Genomic DNA, 20,898 nt, shown 5'->3' on the forward strand with positions numbered 1-20,898 from the left:
CCGTCACGCTGCCGTGAACGTCTTCGCGCATCGCGTCGCGTGCCCGCGTAAAAGTGCCCGGCCCGCATCGTCCACCGGGAAATGTTGCACGGGCACCATTCCGTTCGGGCGACGGGTCAGGATCTCGAAAGCATTCCGCGATCACGCGCCGGTCGCAAACGATTCACCGAAACGTCGCACCGTATCGGCATACTCGAAAACGTTTCCCGATCAGCCTGCCAGGAGAGAAGTCATGCGTCGCGTTTCCGTCGTTGTCGTTCTTTGTGCCGCCGCTTTCGTCGCCGCCTGCAGCGACGACGCGCCGCACGACGCACACGCGACCGACGCGTCGCAGCAGGCCGGCGCATCGGCCGGCTCCGCCAGCGCATTCAACAACGATGCAGCCGCGAACGCCGCCGCGTCCGATGCCGCGCCGCTCGCGCCGCCCGTCGTGCACTACCCGCCCGATGACGACGACGACGCGAAGCCCACGGCGAATGCGGCCGCGTCGAGTGCCGCCGCGTCGTCGCCCGGCTGATCCCTCCGCTTCCGTCCCCCGATCGCAGCAGAACCGAGGTGGACAACAACGGGAACCTGTACCTGAAGCTGCGCAACCCCGGCGGGGCTCGCGTCACGCTGCCGCTGACCGACAACACGTACGGCGCGCCGTCGCGGCAGGTGACGCTGCATGGCGGCGACGAGCGTGTCGAGCAGTGGACGCTCGCGTCGAGGCACCAATGGTATGACGTGACAGTGAGCGACGGCGCTGCCGGCACCTTCTCGCGCCGTTTCGCGAGCCACGTCGAGAATGGCCGGCCGAGCTATCCGGATCCGGTGCCGGTACAGCTCGTCTCCGCGGCGTAGGCACGACGGCGCAGCGTGGCGCGGCCCAGACGAGCCGTGCGCGCCGCCCGCCCGGCTGGTCAGATCGCGTGCGCGAGCGCGCGGTCGACGAGCGTGGCTTCGAAGCCGTCGTCCGCGTCGCGAAAGCGCAGCGGTGCCGCGCAGTGGACGAGCGTGTCGATGAAGTACTTCGCGCGCGGCCACGGCCCGAAGCCGGCCGCCGTGTTGATGTGCCCGGCGTCGCCGAGGTTCACGAACGCGCTGCCGAGGTGCTGCGCGAGCGTGCGCGCATCGGCGAGCGGCATCCACGGATCGGTCTCGCTGCCGATCACGATCGACGGCACGGCGAGCCGGCGCGCGTCGAACGGCCCGGCAAACGTGAATTTCTTCGGACTGGCGGGCGCGACGAGCAGCACGCCAGCGACATTGCCCGCGTGCGGCCACTGTGCAAGCGCATGCGCAGCCGCGAGGCAGCCGAAGCTGTGCGCGGCCAGCACGAACGGGCCGCGTTCGCGGTCGAGCAACGCGCGCACCGATTGCGCCCAGCGCGCGAGATCGGGCGCGTCCCAGTCGTGCTGCTCGACGCGCAGCGAGCGCGGGAACTGCCGTTCGAGCCAGGTCTGCCAGTGAGCGCCTTCGCTGCCGTGCAGGCCCGGAACGGTGACGAGCCGCGGCGGCCACGCCGATTTGCTGCATGCGCGCATGATTGCCCTCGCTTGCTTGAAGACGGGATTCGATTGTGGCGCGGCGCCCGCGGCCACCGAACCAATATTTTGTGCTTTGCTTTTGCGTGGGCCGGCCATCCGGGGGCCGGCCATCCGGGACGGCATCCGGGAGCGGCCGCCCACGCCGGTCGCCCGCCCCGCAGTACCGGCGCGCGATGCGCCGCGAAACCGTAGAATGTGGGCTTCCCGTCAGCTTCACACGGAACCGGGGCCGGGCGCCGACGCGCCGGGCGCCCGGTCGTCAGGAGACGCCCGATGTCCGCTACGCCCGCCGGCGCGCTGCGCCCGGCTCCTCTCGCCATTCCCGTGACGCGCCTCGCCGGCGCGCGCATCGTCATCCAATGAAGATCCTGTTCCATTCCCCGCACCAGGAAGCAGGCGCGTGGCGCGACGCGTTCGCGCATGCGCTGCCGGAAGCCCAACTGCGCGCGTGGCAGCCGGGCGACACGGCCGCCGCCAACTACGCGCTCGTCTGGCGCGCGCCGCGCGAATTCTTCACGCCGCGCGACGGCCTGCGCGCGATCTTCAACCTCGGCGCCGGCGTCGACGCGCTGCTCGCGCTCGAGCACGCGCATCCGGGCACGCTGCCGCGGCACGTACCGCTGGTGCGCCTGGAAGATTCCGGCATGGCGCAGCAGATGGTCGAATACGTGACGCACGCGGTGCTGCGCTACCTGCGCCGCTTCGACGAATACGACGCGCTGCAGCGCGAGCGCCGCTGGCGGCCGCTCGAACCGCACGCGCGCGCCAGCTTCACCGTCGCCGTGCTCGGCCTCGGCGTGCTCGGCGCGCAGGTCGCGCAAGCGCTCGCCGCGCTCGGCCTGCCCGTGCGCGGCTACAGCCGCAGCGCGAAGCAGCTCGACGGCGTCACAACCTTTGCCGGAGAAGGCGCGTTCGACGCATGCATCGACGGCGCGAAGGTGCTCGTCAACCTGCTGCCGAGCACGCCCGACACCGACGGCATCCTGTCGGCGCGCACGTTCGCGCGGCTCGCGCCCGGCGCGTATGTCATCAACGTCGCGCGCGGCGCGCATCTCGTCGAAGCCGACCTGCTCGACGCGCTGTCGAGCGGCCGGGTGGCCGCCGCGACGCTCGACGTGTTCGATCGCGAGCCGCTGCCGGAAGACCATCCGTTCTGGCACGCGCCGCGCATCACGATCACCCCGCACAGCTCGGCCGAGACGCTGCGCGACGAAGCCATCGCACAGATCGCCGGCAAGATCCGCGCGCTCGAGCGCGGCGAGCGCGTCGGCGGCATCGTCGACTACGCACGCGGCTACTGAACCTACAAGCAAACCAGGAGACAACCATGACGTTCCCCACCGCCGTCAAGATCGTCGAAGTCGGCCCGCGCGACGGGCTGCAGAACGAGAAGACCTTCGTGCCGACCGACGTGAAGATCGCGCTCGTCGACCGGCTGTCGCACGCCGGCTTCCGCAATATCGAGGCCGCGTCGTTCGTGTCGCCGAAATGGGTGCCGCAGATGGCCGACGGCGCCGACGTGATGGCCGGCATCGAGCGCCGCGCGGGCACCGTGTACTCGGTGCTCACACCGAACCTGAAGGGCTTCGAGAATGCGGTCGCCGCGCGCGCCGACGAAGTCGTGATCTTCGGCGCAGCGAGCGAGGCGTTCTCGCAGCGGAACATCAACTGCAGCATCGCCGAGAGCATCGCGCGCTTCGAGCCCGTCGCGAAGGCCGCGAAGGATGCGGGCCTGCGGCTGCGCGGCAGCGTGTCGTGCACGCTCGGCTGCCCGTACCAGGGCGAAGTGCCGGTCGCATCAGTCGTCGACGTCGTCGAACGCTTCGCCGCGCTCGGCTGCGACGAGATCGACATCGCCGACACGATCGGCGTCGGCACGCCGAAGCGCACGCGCGAAGTGCTGTCGGCCGTCACGCGCGTGTTTCCGCGCGAACGCCTGTCGGGCCACTTCCACGACACCTACGGCCAGGCGCTCGCGAACATCTACGCGGCGCTGTTCGAAGGGATCGAGATCTTCCACGCGTCGGTCGCGGGCCTCGGCGGCTGCCCGTACGCGAAGGGCGCGACCGGCAACGTCGCGACCGAGGACGTGCTGTACCTGATGCAGGGCCTCGGCATCGAAACCGGCATCGATCTCGCGCAGGTCGTCGCCGCCGGCGACTTCATCTCGAACGCGATCGGCCGCGCGAACGTGTCGCGCGCCGGTCGCGCACTGCTCGCCAAGGCGCAGAGCGCGGCCGACGCCGCGAACTGCGTGTGACCCCGACTTTCCACGGATTCCTCGACATGACGACACCCGCTTCACTCGACGCCCTCCCCGATTCCGCGCGCCGCGTCGCGCTGCTGCTGCGCGAGCGCGGCCACGAGAAAGGCATCGTGATGCTCGCCGAAACCGGCAAGACTTCCGCCGAAGCCGCAGCCGGACTCGGCTGCTCGGTCGCGCAGATCGCGAAGTCGATCCTGTTTCGCCGGCAGTCGGACGGTGCGCCGGTGCTCGTAGTCGCGAGCGGCGTCAATCGCGTCGACGAGAAGAAGGTCGCCGCGCAGGTCGGCGCAGTGGGCCGCGCGGACGCGAAGTTCGTGCGCGACAACACCGGCTACGCGATCGGCGGCGTCTGCCCGATCGGCCATCTCGTCGAACCCGTCACGCTGATCGACGCCGACCTGCTCGCGCTCGACAGCCTGTGGGCGGCCGCCGGCCATCCGCACGCGGTGTTCAACCTGTCGCCGAACGAACTCGTGTCGCTGACGGGTGCGCCGGTCGCGGACGTCGCGTTGCGGGAGCCCGCATGAGCGACGTGCCGGTGCAAGTCGGCACGGTCGCGTCGCCGTGCACCGACGTCTGCCGGATCGATCCGCGCACCGACTGGTGCGCGGGTTGCCTGCGCACGCGTAACGAGATCAAGGGGTGGCGTGCGTCGGACGACGACGCGAGGCGCGCGTTGCTCGCGCGGCTCGATGCGCGGCGGCGGCTGATTGCGGGAAGCGGCGCATAAAAAAAAGCCGTTCAGCCTGACGGGCGAACGGCATCGAGATCGGAATCCTGTGAACGTGATCAACGTCACAGCCCGCATCATACGAGCGACGCGGCCGCATCGCATCGGGTGTTTCCCTACAACTTCTTACAGCGTCTTTCATGCGTGCGCGCGCGCCGCTTTCGCTCGCAATACGCGTTCCGGAAATTCGCATTCGACACGCCGAATCGTACGACCGTTTCAGTTGCCGACTGCCGTGCGACGCGCGGGCACGATGCGCCAGCCGAGATTCACGCCGGCCGCCGCGAGCAGGATCAGCAGCGCGCCGAACACCTGCGTCCACGCGAGCGTCTGCCCGAACGCAACGTGATCGACGACGATCGCGACGACCGGATAGACGAACGACAGCGCACCCGTCATCGCGGTCGGCAGCTTCTGGATCGCGCCGTACAGCAGCACATACATCAGACCCGTGTTCACGACGCCGAGCACGACGAGGTCGAACCACTGCCCGGCGGTCGCCGGCAGCGTGCCGAAGTGCGCGAACGGCGCGAGCAGCAGGACACCGAGGCCGGCCTGCAGCAGCGCGAGCAGATGCGGCGGCGTGCCCTTCAGGTGCTTCGTGACGATCGACGAGATCGCATACAGAAAGGCCGCACCGAGCGACAGCGCGACGCCTTCCAGATATTCGCCCGGCACCGCGAGCACGGCCGGCTCGACGCGCACCACGGCGACGAGCCCGACGAATGCGAGCGCGAGCCATGCCACCGTCGACGCGGTGATCCGCTCGCGGAACACGATCGCGCCGAGCGCGACCAGCATGAACGGCTGCGTGTTGTAGACGGCGGTCGCCATCGAGATCGATGCGCGCGAATAGGCGGCGAACAGCAGCAGCCAGTTCGCGACGATCGCGACGCTGCCGAGCGTCGCAAGCGCGAGCATCCGCGGCGAGAACAGCGCGCGACGCAGGAAGCCGAACGCCGCGCAGACGATCGCAAGCGTCGCGGCACCGAACAGGCAACGGAAGAACACGACGTTCGTCAGCGGCTGCTGCGACGACATCACGAGCCAGCCGATCGTGCCGGACATCATCATCGCGACGACCATCTCGGCGGCGCCGCGGCGAATTTCATTCGAAGCCATCGTGAACTCCGTTCAGAAGAGTGGATGACTTCGATTCTAGAAACTTGCCTTCACGACAACCACGGCTAAACTGAAGTGAATCAACCGATTCACCTTCGAAAGCAAAGCGATCATGCCGAAACGCCTTTCCCCGCCCGCGGTCGCGTCGCTCGACGCGATCGACCGCGCGATCCTCGCGGCGCTGGCCGACGACGCGCGCATCGCCACCAGCGAACTCGCCCGGCAGATCGGGCTGTCGGCGCCCGCGACCGCCGACCGCGTGCGGCGGCTCGAAGCGCAAGGCGTGATTGCCGCGTTCACCGTCGAGCTCGATCCGCGCGCACTGGGCTACACGCTGCAGGCGATCGTCCGCGTGAAGCCGCTGCCCGGCCAATTGCATCTCGTCGAAGAGATGCTGCGGCGGATTCCCGAATTCGTCGAATGCGACAAGGTCACCGGCGACGACTGCTTCATCTGCCGGCTCTACCTGCGCACGATCGAGCACCTCGACGGCATCCTGTCGAAAGTGACGGAGCGGGCCGAGACGAGCACCGCGATCGTGAAATCGACACCGGTGCCGCGCCGGCTGCCGCCGCTCGTCGAGGACGACGGCGCGCACCGCTGAGCAGCGGGCGGCACGCGCCGCCCGCACGCGCGCTTATGCCGCCGGGTCGCGCGCCTCGAAAAACGCGAGCAGCTCGTCGATCAGCGCGACGGGCGCCTCTTCCGGAATGTAGTGCCCGCAGTCGAGCGCGCGGCCGCTGACGTCGCGCGCGACACGACGCCATTCGTCGAGCGGATCGAAGCAGCGGCCGACGATCCCGTTCTCGCCCCACAGCACGCGCAGCGGGCACGCGACCTTGTTGCCGCGCTCGAGATCCGCACGGTCGTGCTCGAGATCGATCGTCGCGGACGCGCGGTAGTCCTCGCACATCGCATGCACGGCGCCCGGCTGCGCGAGCGCGGCCCGGTACGCGGCGAGCGCCTCGGGCGCGAACGGCGCGAGCCCGGCTGACCGGTTGCCCATCACGCGCTCGATGTACGCATCGGTATGCGCGCCGACCAGCGTCTCCGGCAGCGGCGCCGGCTGGATCAGGAAGAACCAGTGGAAATACGCGGTCGCGAACGCACGATCGGTTTTCTCGTACATCGCGAGCGTCGGCGCGATGTCGAGCAGCATCATCCGCTCGACGGCGTCCGGATGATCGAGCGCGAGCCGGTGCGCGACCCGCGCGCCGCGATCGTGCGCACACACGTGGAAGTGGTCGAAACCGAAATGCCGCATCACGGCGACCTGGTCGGCCGCCATCGCACGTTTCGAATACGGCGCATGCTGCGCGTCGCTCGGCGGCTTGCCCGATGCGCCGCAACCGCGCAGGTCGGTGGCGATCACCGTGAAATGATTCGCGAGCGTCGCGGCAACGCGATGCCAGATCATGTGGGTTTGCGGATGTCCGTGCAGCAACAGGAGCGGCGGACCCGCGCCTCCTTTGACACCGAAGATGTCGGTGTCCTGCACCGTCACGCGAAACGGTGCAAACGCCTCAAACGACATGGTTTGTTTCTCGTTGGTTTGTTATGGCGGTTATTTTAGGAGCGCTTGCGCGTCTGCACAGCGCGGTACCCCCCAGAATCCGTAGAAAGAGAACACTCACTCGATTGCCGCCACACCGTGCAGTTTGTTAAGCTCGCGTAGAATCGCACGATCGTTCGTATTAATAAGAACGACCTCGTTTCGCAGCTACACTCGAATTACGGTTCGACCGCAAAGCATGGCGTCGGCGCGACCGCGCGACCGCCCCTGGAGACTGGAGACATCACATGGCATTGCCCACCGTCCTGCAAAACCTGACGCTGCCCGTCATCGCGTCGCCGATGTTCATCGTCAGCTACCCCGAACTCGTGCTCGCGCAATGCAAGGCGGGCATCGTCGGTTCATTCCCCGCGCTCAACGCCCGCCCGGCCGAACTGCTCGACGAGTGGCTCACGCAGATCCAGTCCGAGCTCGCCGACCACCAGGCAAAAAATCCCGACGCGGTGATCGGCCCGATCGCGGTCAACCAGATCGTCCATCAGTCGAATGCGCGGCTCGAGCACGACGTGCGCGTGTGCGTCGAGCACAAGGTGCCGATCTTCATCACGAGCCTGCGCGCGCCGGCGCGCGAGATCGTCGACGCGGTGCACAGCTACGGCGGCATCGTGCTGCACGACGTGATCAACCTGCGTCACGCGCAGAAGGCGCTCGAAGCCGGCGTCGACGGGCTGATCCTCGTCGCGGCCGGCGCAGGCGGCCACGCAGGCACGACGTCGCCGTTCGCGCTCGTCGGCGAAGTCCGCAAGATCTTCGACGGTCCGATCGTGCTGTCCGGCTCGATCGCGAACGGCGGCTCGATCCTCGCCGCGCAGGCGATGGGCGCCGATTTCGCGTACATGGGCACGCGCTTCATCGCGACCCAGGAAGCGCACGCGATCGACGACTACAAGCACGCGATCGTGAACGCGAAATCGTCGGACATCATCTACACGAACCTGTTCACGGGCGTGCACGGCAACTACATCCGCGAGAGCATCGAGAAGGCCGGCCTCGATCCGGACGCACTGCCGGAATCCGACAAGACCAAGATGAATTTCGGCAGCGACAAGACGAAGGCGTGGAAGGACATCTGGGGCGCCGGCCAGGGCGTCGGCCTGATGGACGACCTGCCGAGCGTGGGTGCGCTCGTCGAGCGCCTGAAGCGCGAGTACGACGACGCGAAGGCACGGCTCGGCATTCCGCGCTGACGGATGCGGCGGCCATGACGGCCGCCACCGGCCCACATACCGTCAGACAAAAAAAAGCGCGAACCGCAGCGGTTCGCGCTTTTTCATTGCCCCGCCGCAGCGGGAAAGACGGTTCAGACCGCGCGCTTCATCCGCGTCATCGGCAGCACGCGCAGGTGCGATTCGATCGACGGGCACAGCGACTGCCCTTCGAAACGCGCCGCCAGGAAGTCGACGAACGAACGCACCTTCGCGGACACGTGACGCCGGCTCGCGTAGACCGCATAGATCGGCGCCTCGTGCGGCGGCACCGCATCGAGCAGCACCGGCACGAGCCGGCCGGACTCGATGTCGTCGCCGACCACCTCGGTGCCGAGCAGCGCGATGCCCGCGCCCGCGAGCACGGCCGCACGCAGCCCTTCGAGGTGATTCACGATCAGGTTGCCGTTGAGGTTCACGCGCGATGCGGCGGCCGCGTCGATCACCAGCGAGTCGAGCATCGTCGAATTCGAGTCGCGCCGCAGGTAGTTGTGGTGCGCGAGATCGGCGATCGTCGCGGGCGTGCCGTGTTTCTCGAGATACTCGGGCGACGCGACCAGCAGGATGTGCGCGGTCGCGATCTGCCGCGCGACCAGCGACGACGATTTCAAGCCGTTCGGCGCCGCGCGCACCGCGACGTCGTAGCCTTCCTCGATCAGGTCAACCACGCGATCGGACAGCGTCATGTCGACGGTCACGTCCGGGAACCGGCCCGCATAATCGGTGACGGCCTGCATCACGTGCCGCAGCCCGAACGCGGACAGCGACGTCACGCGCAGCCTGCCTTGCGGCACCACGCTTGCGGCGCCGACGGCCTGCCCGGCTTCGTCGAGTTCCGACAGCGCCTGCACGAGGCGCTCATAGTATTCGCGTCCCGCCTCGGTGGGGGCGACGCGTCGTGTCGTGCGATGCAGCAGCCGCGCACCGAGCTGTTGCTCGAGATGCATCACGTGCTTGCTCGCCATCGCAGCCGACATCTGCATGCGCTCGGCCGCGCCGACGAAGCTGCCCACTTCGACGACGTAGCGAAACACATTCATGCTGACGAGGGTATCCATCGAACTAGCTCGTAATGACGGGGGAATGGTCCAATTACGAGATAGGGTAACAAAGGCGAGGAAACAGAAAGGTCAACAAAGGCAAAACGGCGCCGCGGGTGGCGGCGCCGTTTTGGCGGAAAAACATGTAGCGCGGACGCGATTTTCGCGCGCGACCGGCGCACCGGTCGCGTGTGCGCGTCAGAACTTCGCGCGGATGCCGGCGCCGAACGTGTTGCCGGACGACAGGCCGCTGATGTGGTCGTTCATGTACGCAGCGTAGACGTCCGTGCGCTTGGACAGCGGATAGTCGTAGCCGACGGCCCAGGTCTGGCGCGTCTGGTCGAGGCCGCCCGCGTCGCGCGAGTACGCGTACGACGCCATCGCGTTGCCCACGCCGAGCGGCACCGACACGCCGCCTTGCGCGGTATTCACGTGCCAGCTGCCCGCGACCTGGTCATTCTTCGTATACATGTACTGGCCGAACAGCTTCACGTACTTCAGGTCGTAGGTCGCGCCGACTTGCGCGATGCCCTGGCTCTTCATGCCGGCCACCAGCGCGCTCAGGTCACGCGGGCCGTTGTTGAAGTTCACGTACTGGTAGACCGCGGTCGCCGCGAACGGGCCGTTCGCATAGTTGAACTGCGCGCTCCACTTCTTCGAGCCGTTGTCGCCGGCCTGGTTGCCGAGCGCGTACATCGCGCCGAAATTCAGGCCACCGAACGACGGCGACGTATATGACAGCGCGTTGTTCCAGCCCGAATCGCCGACGGCACCCTGGTCGCTCGGATAGGTCGGGAACGTGCCGAGGCCGAGGAACACGTGGTACACCATCGGCGAGAAGGTGTACGAGTCGTAGAACGGGTTGAACAGGATCGTCGACAGGAACAGGTGCGTCGTCAGGCGACCGGCCGTCACCGTGCCGTACGGCGAATCGATGCCGACGTACGCGTTGCGCGCGAAGAAGGTGTCGCCCTGGAAGCGGCCGAACTGGCCGTTCTGCGCGCGGAAGAAGCTTTCCAGCGTGAAGATCGCCTTGTAGCCGTTGCCGAGATCCTCGGCGCCGTGCATGCCCCAGTACGACGTCGACATCCCGCCGCCGCTCACGTTCCACGCGCGGTTGCCGCCCGGGAACTTGGTTGCGCCGACCCATTCGTCGACCTGACCATAGAGCGACACGCTCGACTGTGCATGGACGGGAGCGGTTGCCGCCACGCAGGCGGCCGCGGCGATCAGCTTGACGGACGTGCGCGATGCACGGCGAGCGAATGCTTTCATTAGATCTCCAGATCTTGTCGAATTGTCGAGAAGTGGCGCGAGCGTTGTTTTTTGGAGCCGAGTGCTTGCGTCGTATGGGGCGCAGCCATCTTTACGGATCATTCGTCCGGTCAAAATTGCGCACACTTATTGCTGGTATAGCGGCAGCATTAACTTCGCGGAACGGATACATGGCCGGAAACCCGTCGGCGGCCCGGCCTGAACGCGGTCGCACGGCGGGCCGGCGGCGTGGCACACGCGATCCGGGCGCGAAAGATAGCGCAATGCGGCGGGAAAATCAGCGGAAATCTGTGCGCGACTGTGGCGAATTCGCATCAGCCGGCGGAGGGACGAGCGCGCGGGCGCTCAGTTTCGGTAGAACGGGGAGAAAAACGGCGAGTGCGCAGGCTCTTCCTGCGAGCGGGGCGGCGGCATCGGACGGCCGCCGCGCTCCTCGTTGTAGCGCGCGACGTCGGCGCGGATCGAACCGGCGCGCAGCGGCACGTTGCCGCCGCCCGGCGGGCGCGGCATCTGACGCGCGTCGGCGCTGATCGGGCGATACGGGCTCTGCGCGGCGTAATGGCCATACGACGGCGTCGGCCGCAGCCCCCAGCGGGAGCCGTAGCCGCTCACGCCGCCGGCGCGTGCACCAGGAGGAGGCGCGACGCGGCGCCAGACGGGCGCACCGCCAGCCGGCTGACCGTACGCGCGCATGTCGCCGCCACCGAAGCCGTGGCCGCCGAACGCATGACCGCCGTGGGGCGGTTGCGCGAGCGCGAGCGGCATCAGCAGCGCGCCGAGCACGCCTGCCACCCATCGTCCGATCTTCCGTTTCACCCGTTCCGTCATCGTTCAGAGCCAGTCCATGCCCGCCGCCGGCCGCTTTTGGCCGACGCTAGGCTTTCAGCAGTAATTTATGAGCGGGCCGAAAGCGTGTCGAGCCAAAAAGTGTTATGTCGCCGGCATCGGTGTAACACCATGTTACTGCTAGGTTTTTTCACTTCCGCCCGCGGCCGGGACAGAACATTCTTCTGCCGTTTTGCGCATGGCCGGGCCGATACCGTGGGCGTTGTTGCATGAGATTGATTCATCAATCGATTCCCACAATGAATTTGTGTAGTGAATTGCCAACCGGGACAATGGCGCCATCCGCGCGCGCGACGCGCGCCTCCGTCGTTTCCGAATCGAGTTCCTGATGGCCCGTCCCCGTTTTCTTCCCGACAATTTCACGCTCGCGCTCGTCGGCACCGTCGTGCTCGCGAGCCTCTTGCCGTGCCGCGGCCCGGCCGCGCACGCGTTCAACTGGGCGACCAACATCGCCGTCGGCCTGCTGTTCTTCCTGCACGGCGCGAAGCTGTCGCGCGAAGCCGTCGTCGCGGGGGCGACCCACTGGCGGCTGCACGCGGTCGTGCTGCTCAGCACGTTCGCGCTGTTCCCGCTGCTCGGCCTCGCGCTGAAACCCGTGCTGCAGCCGCTCGTCACGCCGACGCTGTATGCGGGCGTGCTGTTCCTGTGCACGCTGCCGTCGACGGTCCAGTCGTCGATCGCGTTCACGTCGATCGCGAAGGGCAACGTGCCGGCCGCCGTGTGCGCGGCATCCGCGTCGAGCCTGCTCGGCATCTTCGTCACGCCGGCGCTCGTCGGGCTGATGATCACGTCGCAGTCGGCGGCTGCCGCGTCGCCGTGGAGCACCGTCGGCAGCATCGTGATGCAACTGCTCGTGCCGTTCATCGCCGGCCAGCTGCTGCGGCCCGTGATCGGCGGCTGGATCGACCGCAACCGCGGCGTGCTGCGCTTCGTCGACCAGGGTTCGATCCTGCTCGTCGTCTACGTCGCCTTCAGCGAGGCCGTCAACGAAGGCCTGTGGCACCAGATCCCGCCGCGCGCGCTCGGCGGCCTGCTCGTCGTCAACCTCGTGCTGCTCGCGATCGCGCTGTTGCTGACTGCGTTCGTCAGCAAGCGGCTCGGCTTCAACCGCGCCGACCAGATCACGATCATCTTCTGCGGATCGAAGAAGAGCCTCGCGGCCGGTGTGCCGATGGCGAAGGTAATCTTCTCGGCGAACGCGGTCGGCGCGATCGTGCTGCCGCTGATGCTGTTCCACCAGATCCAGCTGATGGCGTGCGCGGCGCTCGCGCAGCGCTGGGGGGCGCGCGACATGAGCGGCGAGCACGACGAGGGCGACGCGACATCGGCGCCCGGCGCGCTGAGCGCAGGCAAGCGCTGACGATCAGGGCGGCGGGATGGCTCTGGGTGGCCTTCCCGCCTTTCCGCCCTCCGCCTTCCCGCCCTCCGCCTTCCCGCCTTCCCGCCTTCCCGCCTTCCCGCCTTCCCGCCTTCCCGCCTTCCCGCCTTCCCGCCTTCCCGCCTCGCGCCTCGCGCCTCGCGCCTCGCGCCTCGCGCCTCGCGCTTCCCGCTTCCCGCTTCCCGCTTCCCGCCTTTCCGACCAACTGCCCACCTGCCCTCCTGCCTTCCCGCCCTCCTGCGGTACCGCCCTCCCAACTGCACACCGACGCGATGCACCAGCAACGCCCATCGCGTCACGAAATCTTCATTCAATTCCCCGCGAGCGGTGCCGTTAAGTCGGGCGTCCTGTCGATTCGGCTGCTCTCGCCCATGCCCGCGCCCCACTCCGACTCCGCTGCCGCCCGCACCACGCGCCTGATCGCGGATCGCGCGCTCGCCGCCGTCTTCCAGCCGATCGTCGATCTCGGGTCGGGGACGGTCGTCGGATACGAGGGCCTGATACGCGGCCCGCGCGGCACCGACCTCGAGCCGCCCGCCGCGCTGTTCGCGCTGGCCGCGCGCGAAGGCGAGACCCTCGCGCTCGAACAGGCCGCCGCGCTCACCTGCCTCGACGCGTTCGCGGCGCTCGGCTGCGACGGCAAGCTGTTCCTCAATTTCAGCGCGGGCACGATCCTGCAACTCGCGCGCGAACGCGAGCGCATCCGCCAGCTGCTCGGCCGCGCGCGGGTCGCCGCCGAGCGCATCGTGATCGAGCTGACCGAGCAGAACGCGACGACCGACATCACGCATATCGGGCCGGCGGTCGCCTCGCTGCGCGACACCGGCATCCAGTTCGCGCTCGACGACTACGGCACCGCGAACGCGAGCATGAACCTGTGGCTGCGCCTGCATCCGGACGTCGTGAAGATCGACCGCTTCTTCATCCACGACATCGCCCGCGACCCGCTGAAATTCGAGGCCGTGAAGGCCATGCAGCACTTCGCGCAGGCGAGCGGCGCGCAACTGATCGCGGAAGGCATCGAGAACGAATGCGACCTGATCGTCGTGCGCGACATGGGCATCTGCTGCGTGCAGGGTTTCCTGCTCGGCCGGCCGAACGCGCAGCCGTCGCGGGTCGTCGCGCCGGCCGCGCGCGATGCGATCCGCGCGCCGCACATCGCGGTGTTTCCCGGCGCGACGCGCTCGGTGCGGCCGGCCGGCACGATCGCCGGGAAGATGCTGGTTCCGGCGCCGGCACTGCCGCGCGACGCGACCAGCAACGACGTGCTCGACCTGTTCAACCGGATGCCCGACCTGCACGCGGTCGCGCTCGTCGAACGCGGGCGGCCCGTCGCGCTGGTGAATCGCCGCGGCTTCATCGACCGCTTCGCGCTGCCGTACCACCGCGAGGTGTTCGGCAAGAAGCCGTGCCTGCAGTTCGCGAACGACTCGCCGCTGATGATCGACAACGCGACGACGTTCGAGCAGCTCGCGATGCTGCTCGCGAGCCACGACCAGCGCTATCTCGCGGACGGCTTCGTGATCACCGAACACGGCCGCTACGTCGGGCTCGGCACCGGCGAGAGCCTCGTGCGCGCGGTGACCGAGATGCGCATCGAAGCCGCGCGCTACGCGAATCCGCTGACGTTCCTGCCCGGCAACATCCCGATCAGCGCGCACATCGACCGCCTGCTCCAGCGCGACGCCGGCTTTCACGCGTGCTACGTCGACCTGAACCAGTTCAAGCCGTTCAACGACCAGTACGGCTACTGGCAGGGCGACGAGGTGCTGAAGTTCGCGGCGACGGTACTGGCCGGCGTGTGCGACCCGCAGCGCGACTTTCTCGGGCACGTCGGCGGCGACGATTTCCTCGTGCTGTTCCAGCGCGCCGACTGGCGCGAACGCGCCGCCGACGCGATCGCGCGCTTCAACGACGGCGCGCAGCTCTTCTACACGCAGGCCGACCGGCAGGCAGGCGGGTTGCGCGGCGAGGACCGCCACGGCAATCCGGCATTCTTCGGCTTCGTGACGATGGCGATCGGCGTGGTCGGCGTGCCGGCCGGCGCGCATGGCGCGAAGCGCTACGGCAGCGACGAGATCGCATCGGTCGCCGCGCTCGCGAAGCGGCGCGCGAAACAGCAGCCGGACGGGCTCGCGGTGGTCGATCTCGATGCCGGCCGTGCCGCGCTGCGCCATCGCGGCGAACCGCCGGCGGTGGCAATACGCTGAACGGCGGCGGCCGTCGTTTACGGAACACGGCGCCCCGGTGCGGCGGTAGCGAACTATCGCCGGTCAAGCAGCCAGACCGTTAGTTGCATGCCACCTTCCCGGCGGCCGGCGAAGGCAGTCGGGCACTGCCCGCGCGAATGCGTGAAGCCGGCCCGCTTGCCCCCTTCCCGCTCGCCAGATGTCCGCACGCCCACCTTGCCTTTTTCGTGTTTTGTTTAGTATTTTTAGTAACGGCGTTTTCGCAGATTAGCGCTTAAAAAGCCAGAATTTGCGGGTATTCCCCGGCTATCCGGCCCGAATTCCGCGATATGTTTTACTATACAATCGCTTTCAACCTAAACAAACCGGATCCCGAACGAACGATGGGTACCACCATTCGCGATGTGGCGCGGGCGGCAGAGGTCTCGATCGGCACCGTCTCCCGCGCGCTGAAAAACCAGCCGGGCCTGTCCGAAGCCACGCGTGCGCGCATCGTCGAGATCGCGCAGCAGCTCGGCTACGATCCCGCGCAGCTGCGGCCACGCATCCGCCGGCTCACCTTCCTGCTGCATCGCCAGCACAACCGCTTTCCGGCCAGCCCGTTCTTCTCGCACGTGCTGCACGGCGTCGAGGACGCGTGCCGTGAGCGCGGCATCGTGCCGACGCTGCTCACGGTCGGGCCGAACGACGACGTGCTGCGCCAGATGCGCCCGCACGCGCCCGACGCAATCGCGGTGGCCGGCTTCATCGAGCCGGAGACGATCGAGGCGCTCGCCGCGACCGGCCGGCCGCTCGTGCTGATCGACCTGTGGGCGCCCGGGCTGCGCTCGGTCAACATCGACAACGCGACGGGCGCGGCGCTCGCGATGCGCCACCTGCTCGCCACCGGCCGCACGCGGATCGCGTTCATCGGCGGCTCGCCCGCGCACTACAGCATCGCGCAGCGCGCGATCGGCTACCGCCGCGCGTTCTTCGAGGCCGGGCGGCTGTTCGATCCTGCGTACGAAGTGACGATCGACGCGGGGCTCGATCCCGACACCGGCGCCGCGCGTGCGATGGAGCAATTGCTCGACGCGCCGGGCCCGCGCCCGGAGGCCGTCTTCGCGTACAACGACGCAGCCGCGCTCGCCGCGCAGCGCGTCTGCATCGCACGCGGGCTGCGCATTCCCGACGACATCGCGATCGTCGGCTTCGACAACATCCCGGCCGCCGCGCACGCGAGCCCGCCGCTCACGACGCTCGCGGTCGACAAGGAGGCGCTCGGCCGCCGCGGCGTCGAGCTGCTGCTCGCCGACGCGCCCGAGCGCACCGAGATCTCCCTGCCCGTCGAGCTGATCGTGCGGGCCAGCAGCCAGCCCGCCGGCTCCCCGGCACTCGATACCGCCACGGTCACCGAATCATGAACATGCCCCCGGTCCAACCCTGCACGGCCGCGCCGGCCGCCCACACGCAAGCCGCGCCGTTCGTCGCGAGTTTCCGCGATCCGTCGTTCCTGCTGTCGCACATCGAAGACACACTGCGCTTCTACGCGACGAACGCGTTCGACCCGACGGGCGGCTTCTACCACTACTTCCGCGACGACGGCAGCATCTACAACCGCACGTCGCGCCACCTCGTCAGCAGTTGCCGGTTCGTCTTCAACTACGCGATGGCGTACCGGCATTTCGGCGACCCGCGCCACCTGGAATACGCGCGCCACGGGCTGCGCTTCCTGCGCGACGCGCACTGGGACGACGAACTGCAGGGCTACGACTGGGAACTCGACTGGCGCGACGGCGCGAAGCGCGCGACGCTCGACGGCACGCGCCACTGCTACGGGCTCGCGTTCGTGCTGCTCGCGGCCGCGCACGCGACGATGGCCGGCATCGACGAGGCCCGCCCGCTGATCGCGGCCACCTACGAGCTGGCCGAGCACCGCTTCTGGGATGCGGCAGCCGGCCTGTACGCGGACGACGCGACGCCGAACTGGATCGTGTCGTCGTATCGCGGCCAGAACGCCAACATGCACATGACGGAGGCGCTGCTCGCCGCGTACGAGGCGACCGGCCACCTCACGTACCTCGATCGCGCGGAGAAGCTCGCGTCCCACGTCACGCAGCGCCAGGCCGCGCTGTCGGGCGGGCTCGTGTGGGAGCACTACCATGCGGACTGGTCGGTCGACTGGGACTACAACAAGGAAGACAGCTCGAACATCTTCCGTCCGTGGGGCTTCCAGCCCGGACACCAGACCGAATGGGCAAAGCTGCTGCTGCTCCTCGAGCGGCACCGCCCGCTCGACTGGCTCGTGCCGCGCGCGGCCGAGCTGTTCGACGCCGCACTCACGCACGCGTGGGACGCCGATCACGGCGGGCTGAACTACGGCTTCGGCCCCGACTTCACGATCTGCGACCACAACAAGTACTTCTGGGTGCAGGCGGAAACGTTCGCGGCGGCCGCGATGCTCGGCGCGCGCACCGGCAGCGAGCGCTTCTGGGACTGGTACGACGAGATCTGGCGCTATAGCTGGGCGCACTTCGTCGATCACCGCTACGGCGCGTGGTACCGGATCCTCACCTGCGACAACCGCAAGTACAGCGACGAGAAGAGCCCGGCCGGCAAGACCGACTATCACACGATGGGCGCGTGCTACGACGTGCTGGCGACCCTCGCCCGCACTCAACGCAGCGAGCCGACGCAATGAGTGGCGGCACGTTTCCGGCTTTCGTGTCGGCGGGCGACATCCTGACCGACATGGTGCGCGCGGGCGACGCGCAATGGACGTCGGTGCCGGGCGGCGCCGGCTGGAACGTCGCGCGCGCGGTCGCGCGGCTCGGCGTGCCGAGCGCGCTCGCGGGTTCGATCGGCGAAGACTGCTTCTCCGACGTGCTGTGGCGCACGAGCGAAGCGGCCGGGCTCGACCTGCGCTTCCTGCAGCGCGTCGCACGGCCGCCGCTGCTCGCGATCGTCCACGAGACACGCCCGCCCGCGTACTTCTTCATCGGCGAAGCGAGCGCCGACCTCGCGTTCGATCCGGCACGGCTGCCGGCCGGCTGGACCGACCACGTGAAATGGGCGCATTTCGGCTGCATCAGCCTGGTGCGCGAACCGCTCGCCGGCACGCTGGCCGCGCTCGCGGCCGACCTGCACGCGCGCGGCGTGAAGATCAGCTTCGACCCGAACGTCCGGAACCTGATGACGGCCGCGTACCGGCCGACGCTGGAGAAAATGGCCGCACTCGCCGACCTGATCAAGGTGTCCGACGAAGACCTGCGGCACCTGTTCGGCGGCGACGGCCCCGACGCGATCGGCGCGGTGCGCGCGCTGAACCCGCGCGCGGCCGTGCTCGTCACGCGCGGCGCGCAGGCGGCGACGCTCTACGTGGACGGCGACGTGCATGAAGCCAGCCCGCCGCGCGTCGAAGTAGCCGACACCGTCGGCGCGGGCGACGCGTCGATCGGCGGCATGCTGTTCAGCCTGATGGCCGCGCCGCAGCGATCGTGGCGCGAGCATCTCGTGTTCGCGCTGGCGGCGGGCGCCGCCGCGTGCCGGCATACGGGCGCGCACGCGCCGACGCTCGACGAGGTCGTCGCGCTGATCGAACGATGACGGGAAGGACGGTGACCGGACGCCGCGACCGGACGCCGTTCGGTCACCGATAAGCGGCGCTGTACATGCTGCGCCGCAGTGCTACGATGAAGTGTCCTTTTGCGGGAGAGCACGATGGACACCAACACGTTCACGAAAGGCATCTACACGGCCAAGGCGCATACCCAGCATGCGGGCAACGGGCAGTTCCAGGGTTACGTGATCCTCGCGCGGGACGACGGGGACGACACCGAGAACACGCGCTACGACGTCCACTCGACGAGCCCCAGCGAGGAGGAAGCGTTCGACGAGGCGAAGGCGCTCGCGCACCGGATCCTCGGCGAAATCGAGCTGTAACGCGCGCCGCCATTCAGGCGCGGCTTAGGGCCTGTTCACGCTAATAACGGGCTTGCGAACGCGCCTTTCCGCTCACAGTGCAAGAAGTGCGGAGCGCCGTTTGGCCGTGCCAAACGCCCCGAAGGAAGTCCCCTTGGGGGACAAGCGACGAACGACGCCGCAATGCGGGCGAAAAGGCACGTTCCCCTGTTCGGGAAAATTCATTCGTGGTGGCCAGCGCAAGCACGTCATTAGCGTGAACAGGCCCTAAAGCAGCCGCGCCACCATCGATACCAGCATCGTCAGCACCAGCGTCGACATGAACGGGAACGGGTAGCGCCGCCCGCCGAGCGTCAGCGTGACGTCGCCCGGCATCCGCCCGATGCCGAGCTTGCCGAGCCACGGCCAGCAGCGCGTCAGGATCATCACCGCGACGAACGACGTCATCAGCCAGCGCAGCATGTCGGCTCCCGTCAGAGTGCGTGCGAGCGGTCGCCGCGCGCGAACGCGTCGAGTGTGCCGTCGATGCCGCGCGAGAACGCGATCACCTTGAACAGCTCGCCCATCTCGGCCTCGGAGATCAGCTTCTGCACCGCGTTCGCGGCCGGCAGGAACGCGTGGATGTCCGACGGATCGATCGCGGCCAGTGCGTCGGTGATGCCCGCGTTCAGCAGGAAACGCGCCTGCGACGTGTAGCCGAGCAGGTCGGCGCCGGTGGCGATCGCCGCGTCGTAGATGCCGGTGAATTCGACGTGCGCGGTGATGTCCTGCAGCCCCGGGTACAGGAACGGATCGTCGTGCGCATGGTGGCGGTAGTGGCACATCAGCGTGCCCCGGTCGCGCTGCGGGTGGTAGTACTCGTGTGCGGGAAAGCCGTAGTCGACCAGCAGCACCGCGCCGCGCCCGAGCATCGTGCAGACGGTGCGCGTGAAGGCCAGCGCGGCCTCGTGCGTCTCGGTCAGGTAGCCGTCGCCCGCATCGTCCAGCCCCGCGAGCACCGGCGGCAGGCCGGCCGGCGCGGCCGGACGGTCTTCGAACACGAACGCCTGGTGCGCGTCGAGCGCGACACCGCGCTCATGCCATGCGTCGCCCGCCTTCGCGAACAGCCGCACGGGCATCGCATCGAGCACCTCGTTGCCGACCACGACGCCGTCGAACCGCTCGGGCAGCGCGTCGAGCCAGCGCACCTTCGCGGCAAGCGCCGGCGCGGCGGCCGCGATCGTGTCGCGCTGCCGTTCGCGCAGCTCGCCGGACAGGTCGACGATCAGGTATTCGTCGAGCCCGGCTTCCAGCACGTCGAGCGCCGCGAGCAGCCCGGCCGCGAGCTTGCCGGTACCGGCGCCGAACTCCATCACGCTACGCGTGCCGCTCGCCGCGAGCGCTTCCGCGACCGGTTGCGCGAGCGACTGCGCGAACAGCGGCGACAGTTCGGGCGCGGTGACGAAGTCGCTGCCGTCGTCGGCGCGGCGCCCGAACTTGCGCGCGCCGCCGCTGTAATAGCCGAGACCGGGCGCATACAGCGCGCGCTCCATGAAGCGGTCGAACGGCAGCCAGCCGCCGGCCGCCGCGATCTCGTCGCGCAGTTGCTCGGCAAGGGTTTCGGACTGCGCGAGCGCGTCAGGGCCGGGAGCAGGTAAACTAGCGGGTTCGTGAGCTTTCGGGTTCATCCCGGCATTGTAAATGACCGTTTCAGCCGATACGTCGACCCAGCGCGTGGCGCTCGTCACAGGCGCCCTGGGCAGCGCGGCCGACGCCGCGTCGATCGGCCGTGCGCTCGCGACCGGCTTCGCGCGGCACGGCTGGGACGTCGCGCTGCAGCGCAGCCACGGCGCGCCGCACGCGGCC

The 20,898-nt window shown here is 68.5% G+C and carries 21 protein-coding genes and 1 pseudogene; 14 read left to right on the forward strand and 8 right to left on the reverse strand.

The window, feature by feature from the left end; genetic code table 11:
- Positions 1 to 232: 232 nt before the first annotated feature.
- Both BDO18943_RS32420 and BDO18943_RS32425 read left to right on the forward strand, forming a co-directional pair.
- Entirely contained in the window at positions 233 to 517 is a 285-nt protein-coding gene (locus tag BDO18943_RS32420) for a hypothetical protein (RefSeq protein WP_043187035.1), read from the forward strand.
- Between the two features lie 47 nt (positions 518 to 564).
- Positions 565 to 843, forward strand: a pseudogene (locus tag BDO18943_RS32425) (phospholipase domain-containing protein); the annotation flags it as partial.
- A 59-nt stretch (positions 844 to 902) separates the two neighbouring features.
- On the opposite strand, the gene BDO18943_RS32430 reads toward BDO18943_RS32425, so the two are convergent.
- A complete protein-coding gene (locus tag BDO18943_RS32430) occupies positions 903 to 1,526 on the reverse strand; it encodes an RBBP9/YdeN family alpha/beta hydrolase (protein ID WP_175025500.1) in 624 nt (207 codons plus the stop codon).
- Positions 1,527 to 1,888: 362 nt separating this feature from the next.
- Here BDO18943_RS32430 and BDO18943_RS32435 point away from each other — a divergent pair, with 362 nt between their 5' ends.
- The 4 genes from BDO18943_RS32435 to BDO18943_RS32450 are packed head-to-tail and all read left to right on the forward strand — an operon-like array spanning position 1,889 to position 4,525.
- Positions 1,889 to 2,830, forward strand: coding sequence for a 2-hydroxyacid dehydrogenase (locus tag BDO18943_RS32435; protein ID WP_175025501.1), 942 nt, complete (start codon positions 1,889 to 1,891; stop codon positions 2,828 to 2,830).
- A gap of 26 nt (positions 2,831 to 2,856) precedes the next feature.
- A complete protein-coding gene (locus BDO18943_RS32440) occupies positions 2,857 to 3,789 on the forward strand; it encodes a hydroxymethylglutaryl-CoA lyase (RefSeq protein WP_089451378.1) in 933 nt (310 codons plus the stop codon).
- 26 nt (positions 3,790 to 3,815) lie between these two features.
- Positions 3,816 to 4,322 (forward strand): YbaK/EbsC family protein, encoded by a 507-nt coding sequence (locus BDO18943_RS32445; RefSeq protein WP_043187025.1) that lies wholly within the window; start codon positions 3,816 to 3,818, stop codon positions 4,320 to 4,322.
- Entirely contained in the window at positions 4,319 to 4,525 is a 207-nt protein-coding gene (locus BDO18943_RS32450; protein ID WP_175025502.1) for a DUF1289 domain-containing protein, read from the forward strand. Before BDO18943_RS32445 ends, BDO18943_RS32450 begins: the two co-directional genes overlap by 4 nt.
- Positions 4,526 to 4,744: 219 nt before the next feature.
- Here the strand turns inward: BDO18943_RS32450 and BDO18943_RS32455 are convergent, their stop codons facing one another.
- Entirely contained in the window at positions 4,745 to 5,647 is a 903-nt protein-coding gene (locus BDO18943_RS32455) for a DMT family transporter (RefSeq protein ID WP_175025503.1), read from the reverse strand.
- A 112-nt stretch (positions 5,648 to 5,759) separates the two neighbouring features.
- On the opposite strand from BDO18943_RS32455, the gene BDO18943_RS32460 reads away from it, so the two are divergent.
- The gene (locus tag BDO18943_RS32460; RefSeq protein ID WP_043187021.1) at positions 5,760 to 6,251 is read left to right on the forward strand and encodes an Lrp/AsnC family transcriptional regulator; all 492 of its coding nucleotides are present in this window, start codon (positions 5,760 to 5,762) and stop codon (positions 6,249 to 6,251) included.
- Between the two features lie 33 nt (positions 6,252 to 6,284).
- Here BDO18943_RS32460 and BDO18943_RS32465 read toward each other — a convergent pair whose 3' ends face one another.
- Positions 6,285 to 7,181: an alpha/beta fold hydrolase gene (locus tag BDO18943_RS32465; RefSeq protein ID WP_175025504.1), complete on the reverse strand. Its 897-nt coding sequence runs from the start codon at positions 7,179 to 7,181 to the stop codon at positions 6,285 to 6,287.
- A gap of 266 nt (positions 7,182 to 7,447) precedes the next feature.
- Here BDO18943_RS32465 and BDO18943_RS32470 point away from each other — a divergent pair, with 266 nt between their 5' ends.
- Positions 7,448 to 8,407, forward strand: a complete 960-nt coding sequence (locus BDO18943_RS32470) for an NAD(P)H-dependent flavin oxidoreductase (protein WP_043187018.1) — start codon at positions 7,448 to 7,450, stop codon at positions 8,405 to 8,407.
- Positions 8,408 to 8,520: 113 nt separating this feature from the next.
- Here BDO18943_RS32470 and BDO18943_RS32475 read toward each other — a convergent pair whose 3' ends face one another.
- The 3 genes from BDO18943_RS32475 to BDO18943_RS32485 form a co-directional block, all read right to left on the reverse strand.
- Positions 8,521 to 9,483 carry a LysR family transcriptional regulator gene (locus BDO18943_RS32475; RefSeq protein ID WP_175025505.1) on the reverse strand — a complete coding sequence of 321 codons (963 nt, stop codon included), beginning with the start codon at positions 9,481 to 9,483 and terminating at the stop codon, positions 8,521 to 8,523.
- Between the two features lie 180 nt (positions 9,484 to 9,663).
- On the reverse strand, positions 9,664 to 10,740 hold the full coding sequence (locus tag BDO18943_RS32480) for a porin (RefSeq protein ID WP_043187014.1): 1,077 nt from the start codon (positions 10,738 to 10,740) through the stop codon (positions 9,664 to 9,666).
- 345 nt (positions 10,741 to 11,085) lie between these two features.
- Positions 11,086 to 11,568: a hypothetical protein gene (locus tag BDO18943_RS32485; protein WP_043187012.1), complete on the reverse strand. Its 483-nt coding sequence runs from the start codon at positions 11,566 to 11,568 to the stop codon at positions 11,086 to 11,088.
- Between the two features lie 346 nt (positions 11,569 to 11,914).
- On the opposite strand from BDO18943_RS32485, the gene BDO18943_RS32490 reads away from it, so the two are divergent.
- The 6 genes from BDO18943_RS32490 to BDO18943_RS32515 all read left to right on the forward strand — a co-directional run bounded on the left by BDO18943_RS32490 (position 11,915) and on the right by BDO18943_RS32515 (position 19,074).
- Positions 11,915 to 12,946, forward strand: a complete 1,032-nt coding sequence (locus BDO18943_RS32490) for a bile acid:sodium symporter family protein (RefSeq protein ID WP_011353419.1) — start codon at positions 11,915 to 11,917, stop codon at positions 12,944 to 12,946.
- Positions 12,947 to 13,335: 389 nt separating this feature from the next.
- Positions 13,336 to 15,174, forward strand: coding sequence for an EAL domain-containing protein (locus BDO18943_RS32495; protein WP_175025506.1), 1,839 nt, complete (start codon positions 13,336 to 13,338; stop codon positions 15,172 to 15,174).
- 362 nt (positions 15,175 to 15,536) lie between these two features.
- Entirely contained in the window at positions 15,537 to 16,556 is a 1,020-nt protein-coding gene (locus BDO18943_RS32500; protein ID WP_175025507.1) for a LacI family DNA-binding transcriptional regulator, read from the forward strand.
- Complete coding sequence (locus tag BDO18943_RS32505; protein WP_175025508.1) at positions 16,553 to 17,833, forward strand: AGE family epimerase/isomerase; 1,281 nt, start codon at positions 16,553 to 16,555, stop codon at positions 17,831 to 17,833. Before BDO18943_RS32500 ends, BDO18943_RS32505 begins: the two co-directional genes overlap by 4 nt.
- A complete protein-coding gene (locus BDO18943_RS32510) occupies positions 17,830 to 18,738 on the forward strand; it encodes a carbohydrate kinase family protein (protein WP_175025509.1) in 909 nt (302 codons plus the stop codon). The genes BDO18943_RS32505 and BDO18943_RS32510 overlap by 4 nt, the downstream gene beginning before the upstream one ends.
- Before the next feature lie 114 nt (positions 18,739 to 18,852).
- Positions 18,853 to 19,074: a hypothetical protein gene (locus BDO18943_RS32515; protein WP_011353424.1), complete on the forward strand. Its 222-nt coding sequence runs from the start codon at positions 18,853 to 18,855 to the stop codon at positions 19,072 to 19,074.
- 246 nt (positions 19,075 to 19,320) lie between these two features.
- Here BDO18943_RS32515 and BDO18943_RS32520 read toward each other — a convergent pair whose 3' ends face one another.
- Positions 19,321 to 19,515 carry a DUF2905 domain-containing protein gene (locus BDO18943_RS32520; protein ID WP_031399528.1) on the reverse strand — a complete coding sequence of 65 codons (195 nt, stop codon included), beginning with the start codon at positions 19,513 to 19,515 and terminating at the stop codon, positions 19,321 to 19,323.
- Between the two features lie 11 nt (positions 19,516 to 19,526).
- Positions 19,527 to 20,720, reverse strand: a complete 1,194-nt coding sequence (locus tag BDO18943_RS32525) for a class I SAM-dependent methyltransferase (RefSeq protein WP_175025510.1) — start codon at positions 20,718 to 20,720, stop codon at positions 19,527 to 19,529.
- Positions 20,721 to 20,898 lie beyond the last annotated feature (178 nt).

The sequence above is a fragment of the Burkholderia aenigmatica genome (assembly GCF_902499175.1).
Taxonomy (GTDB): domain Bacteria; phylum Pseudomonadota; class Gammaproteobacteria; order Burkholderiales; family Burkholderiaceae; genus Burkholderia; species Burkholderia aenigmatica.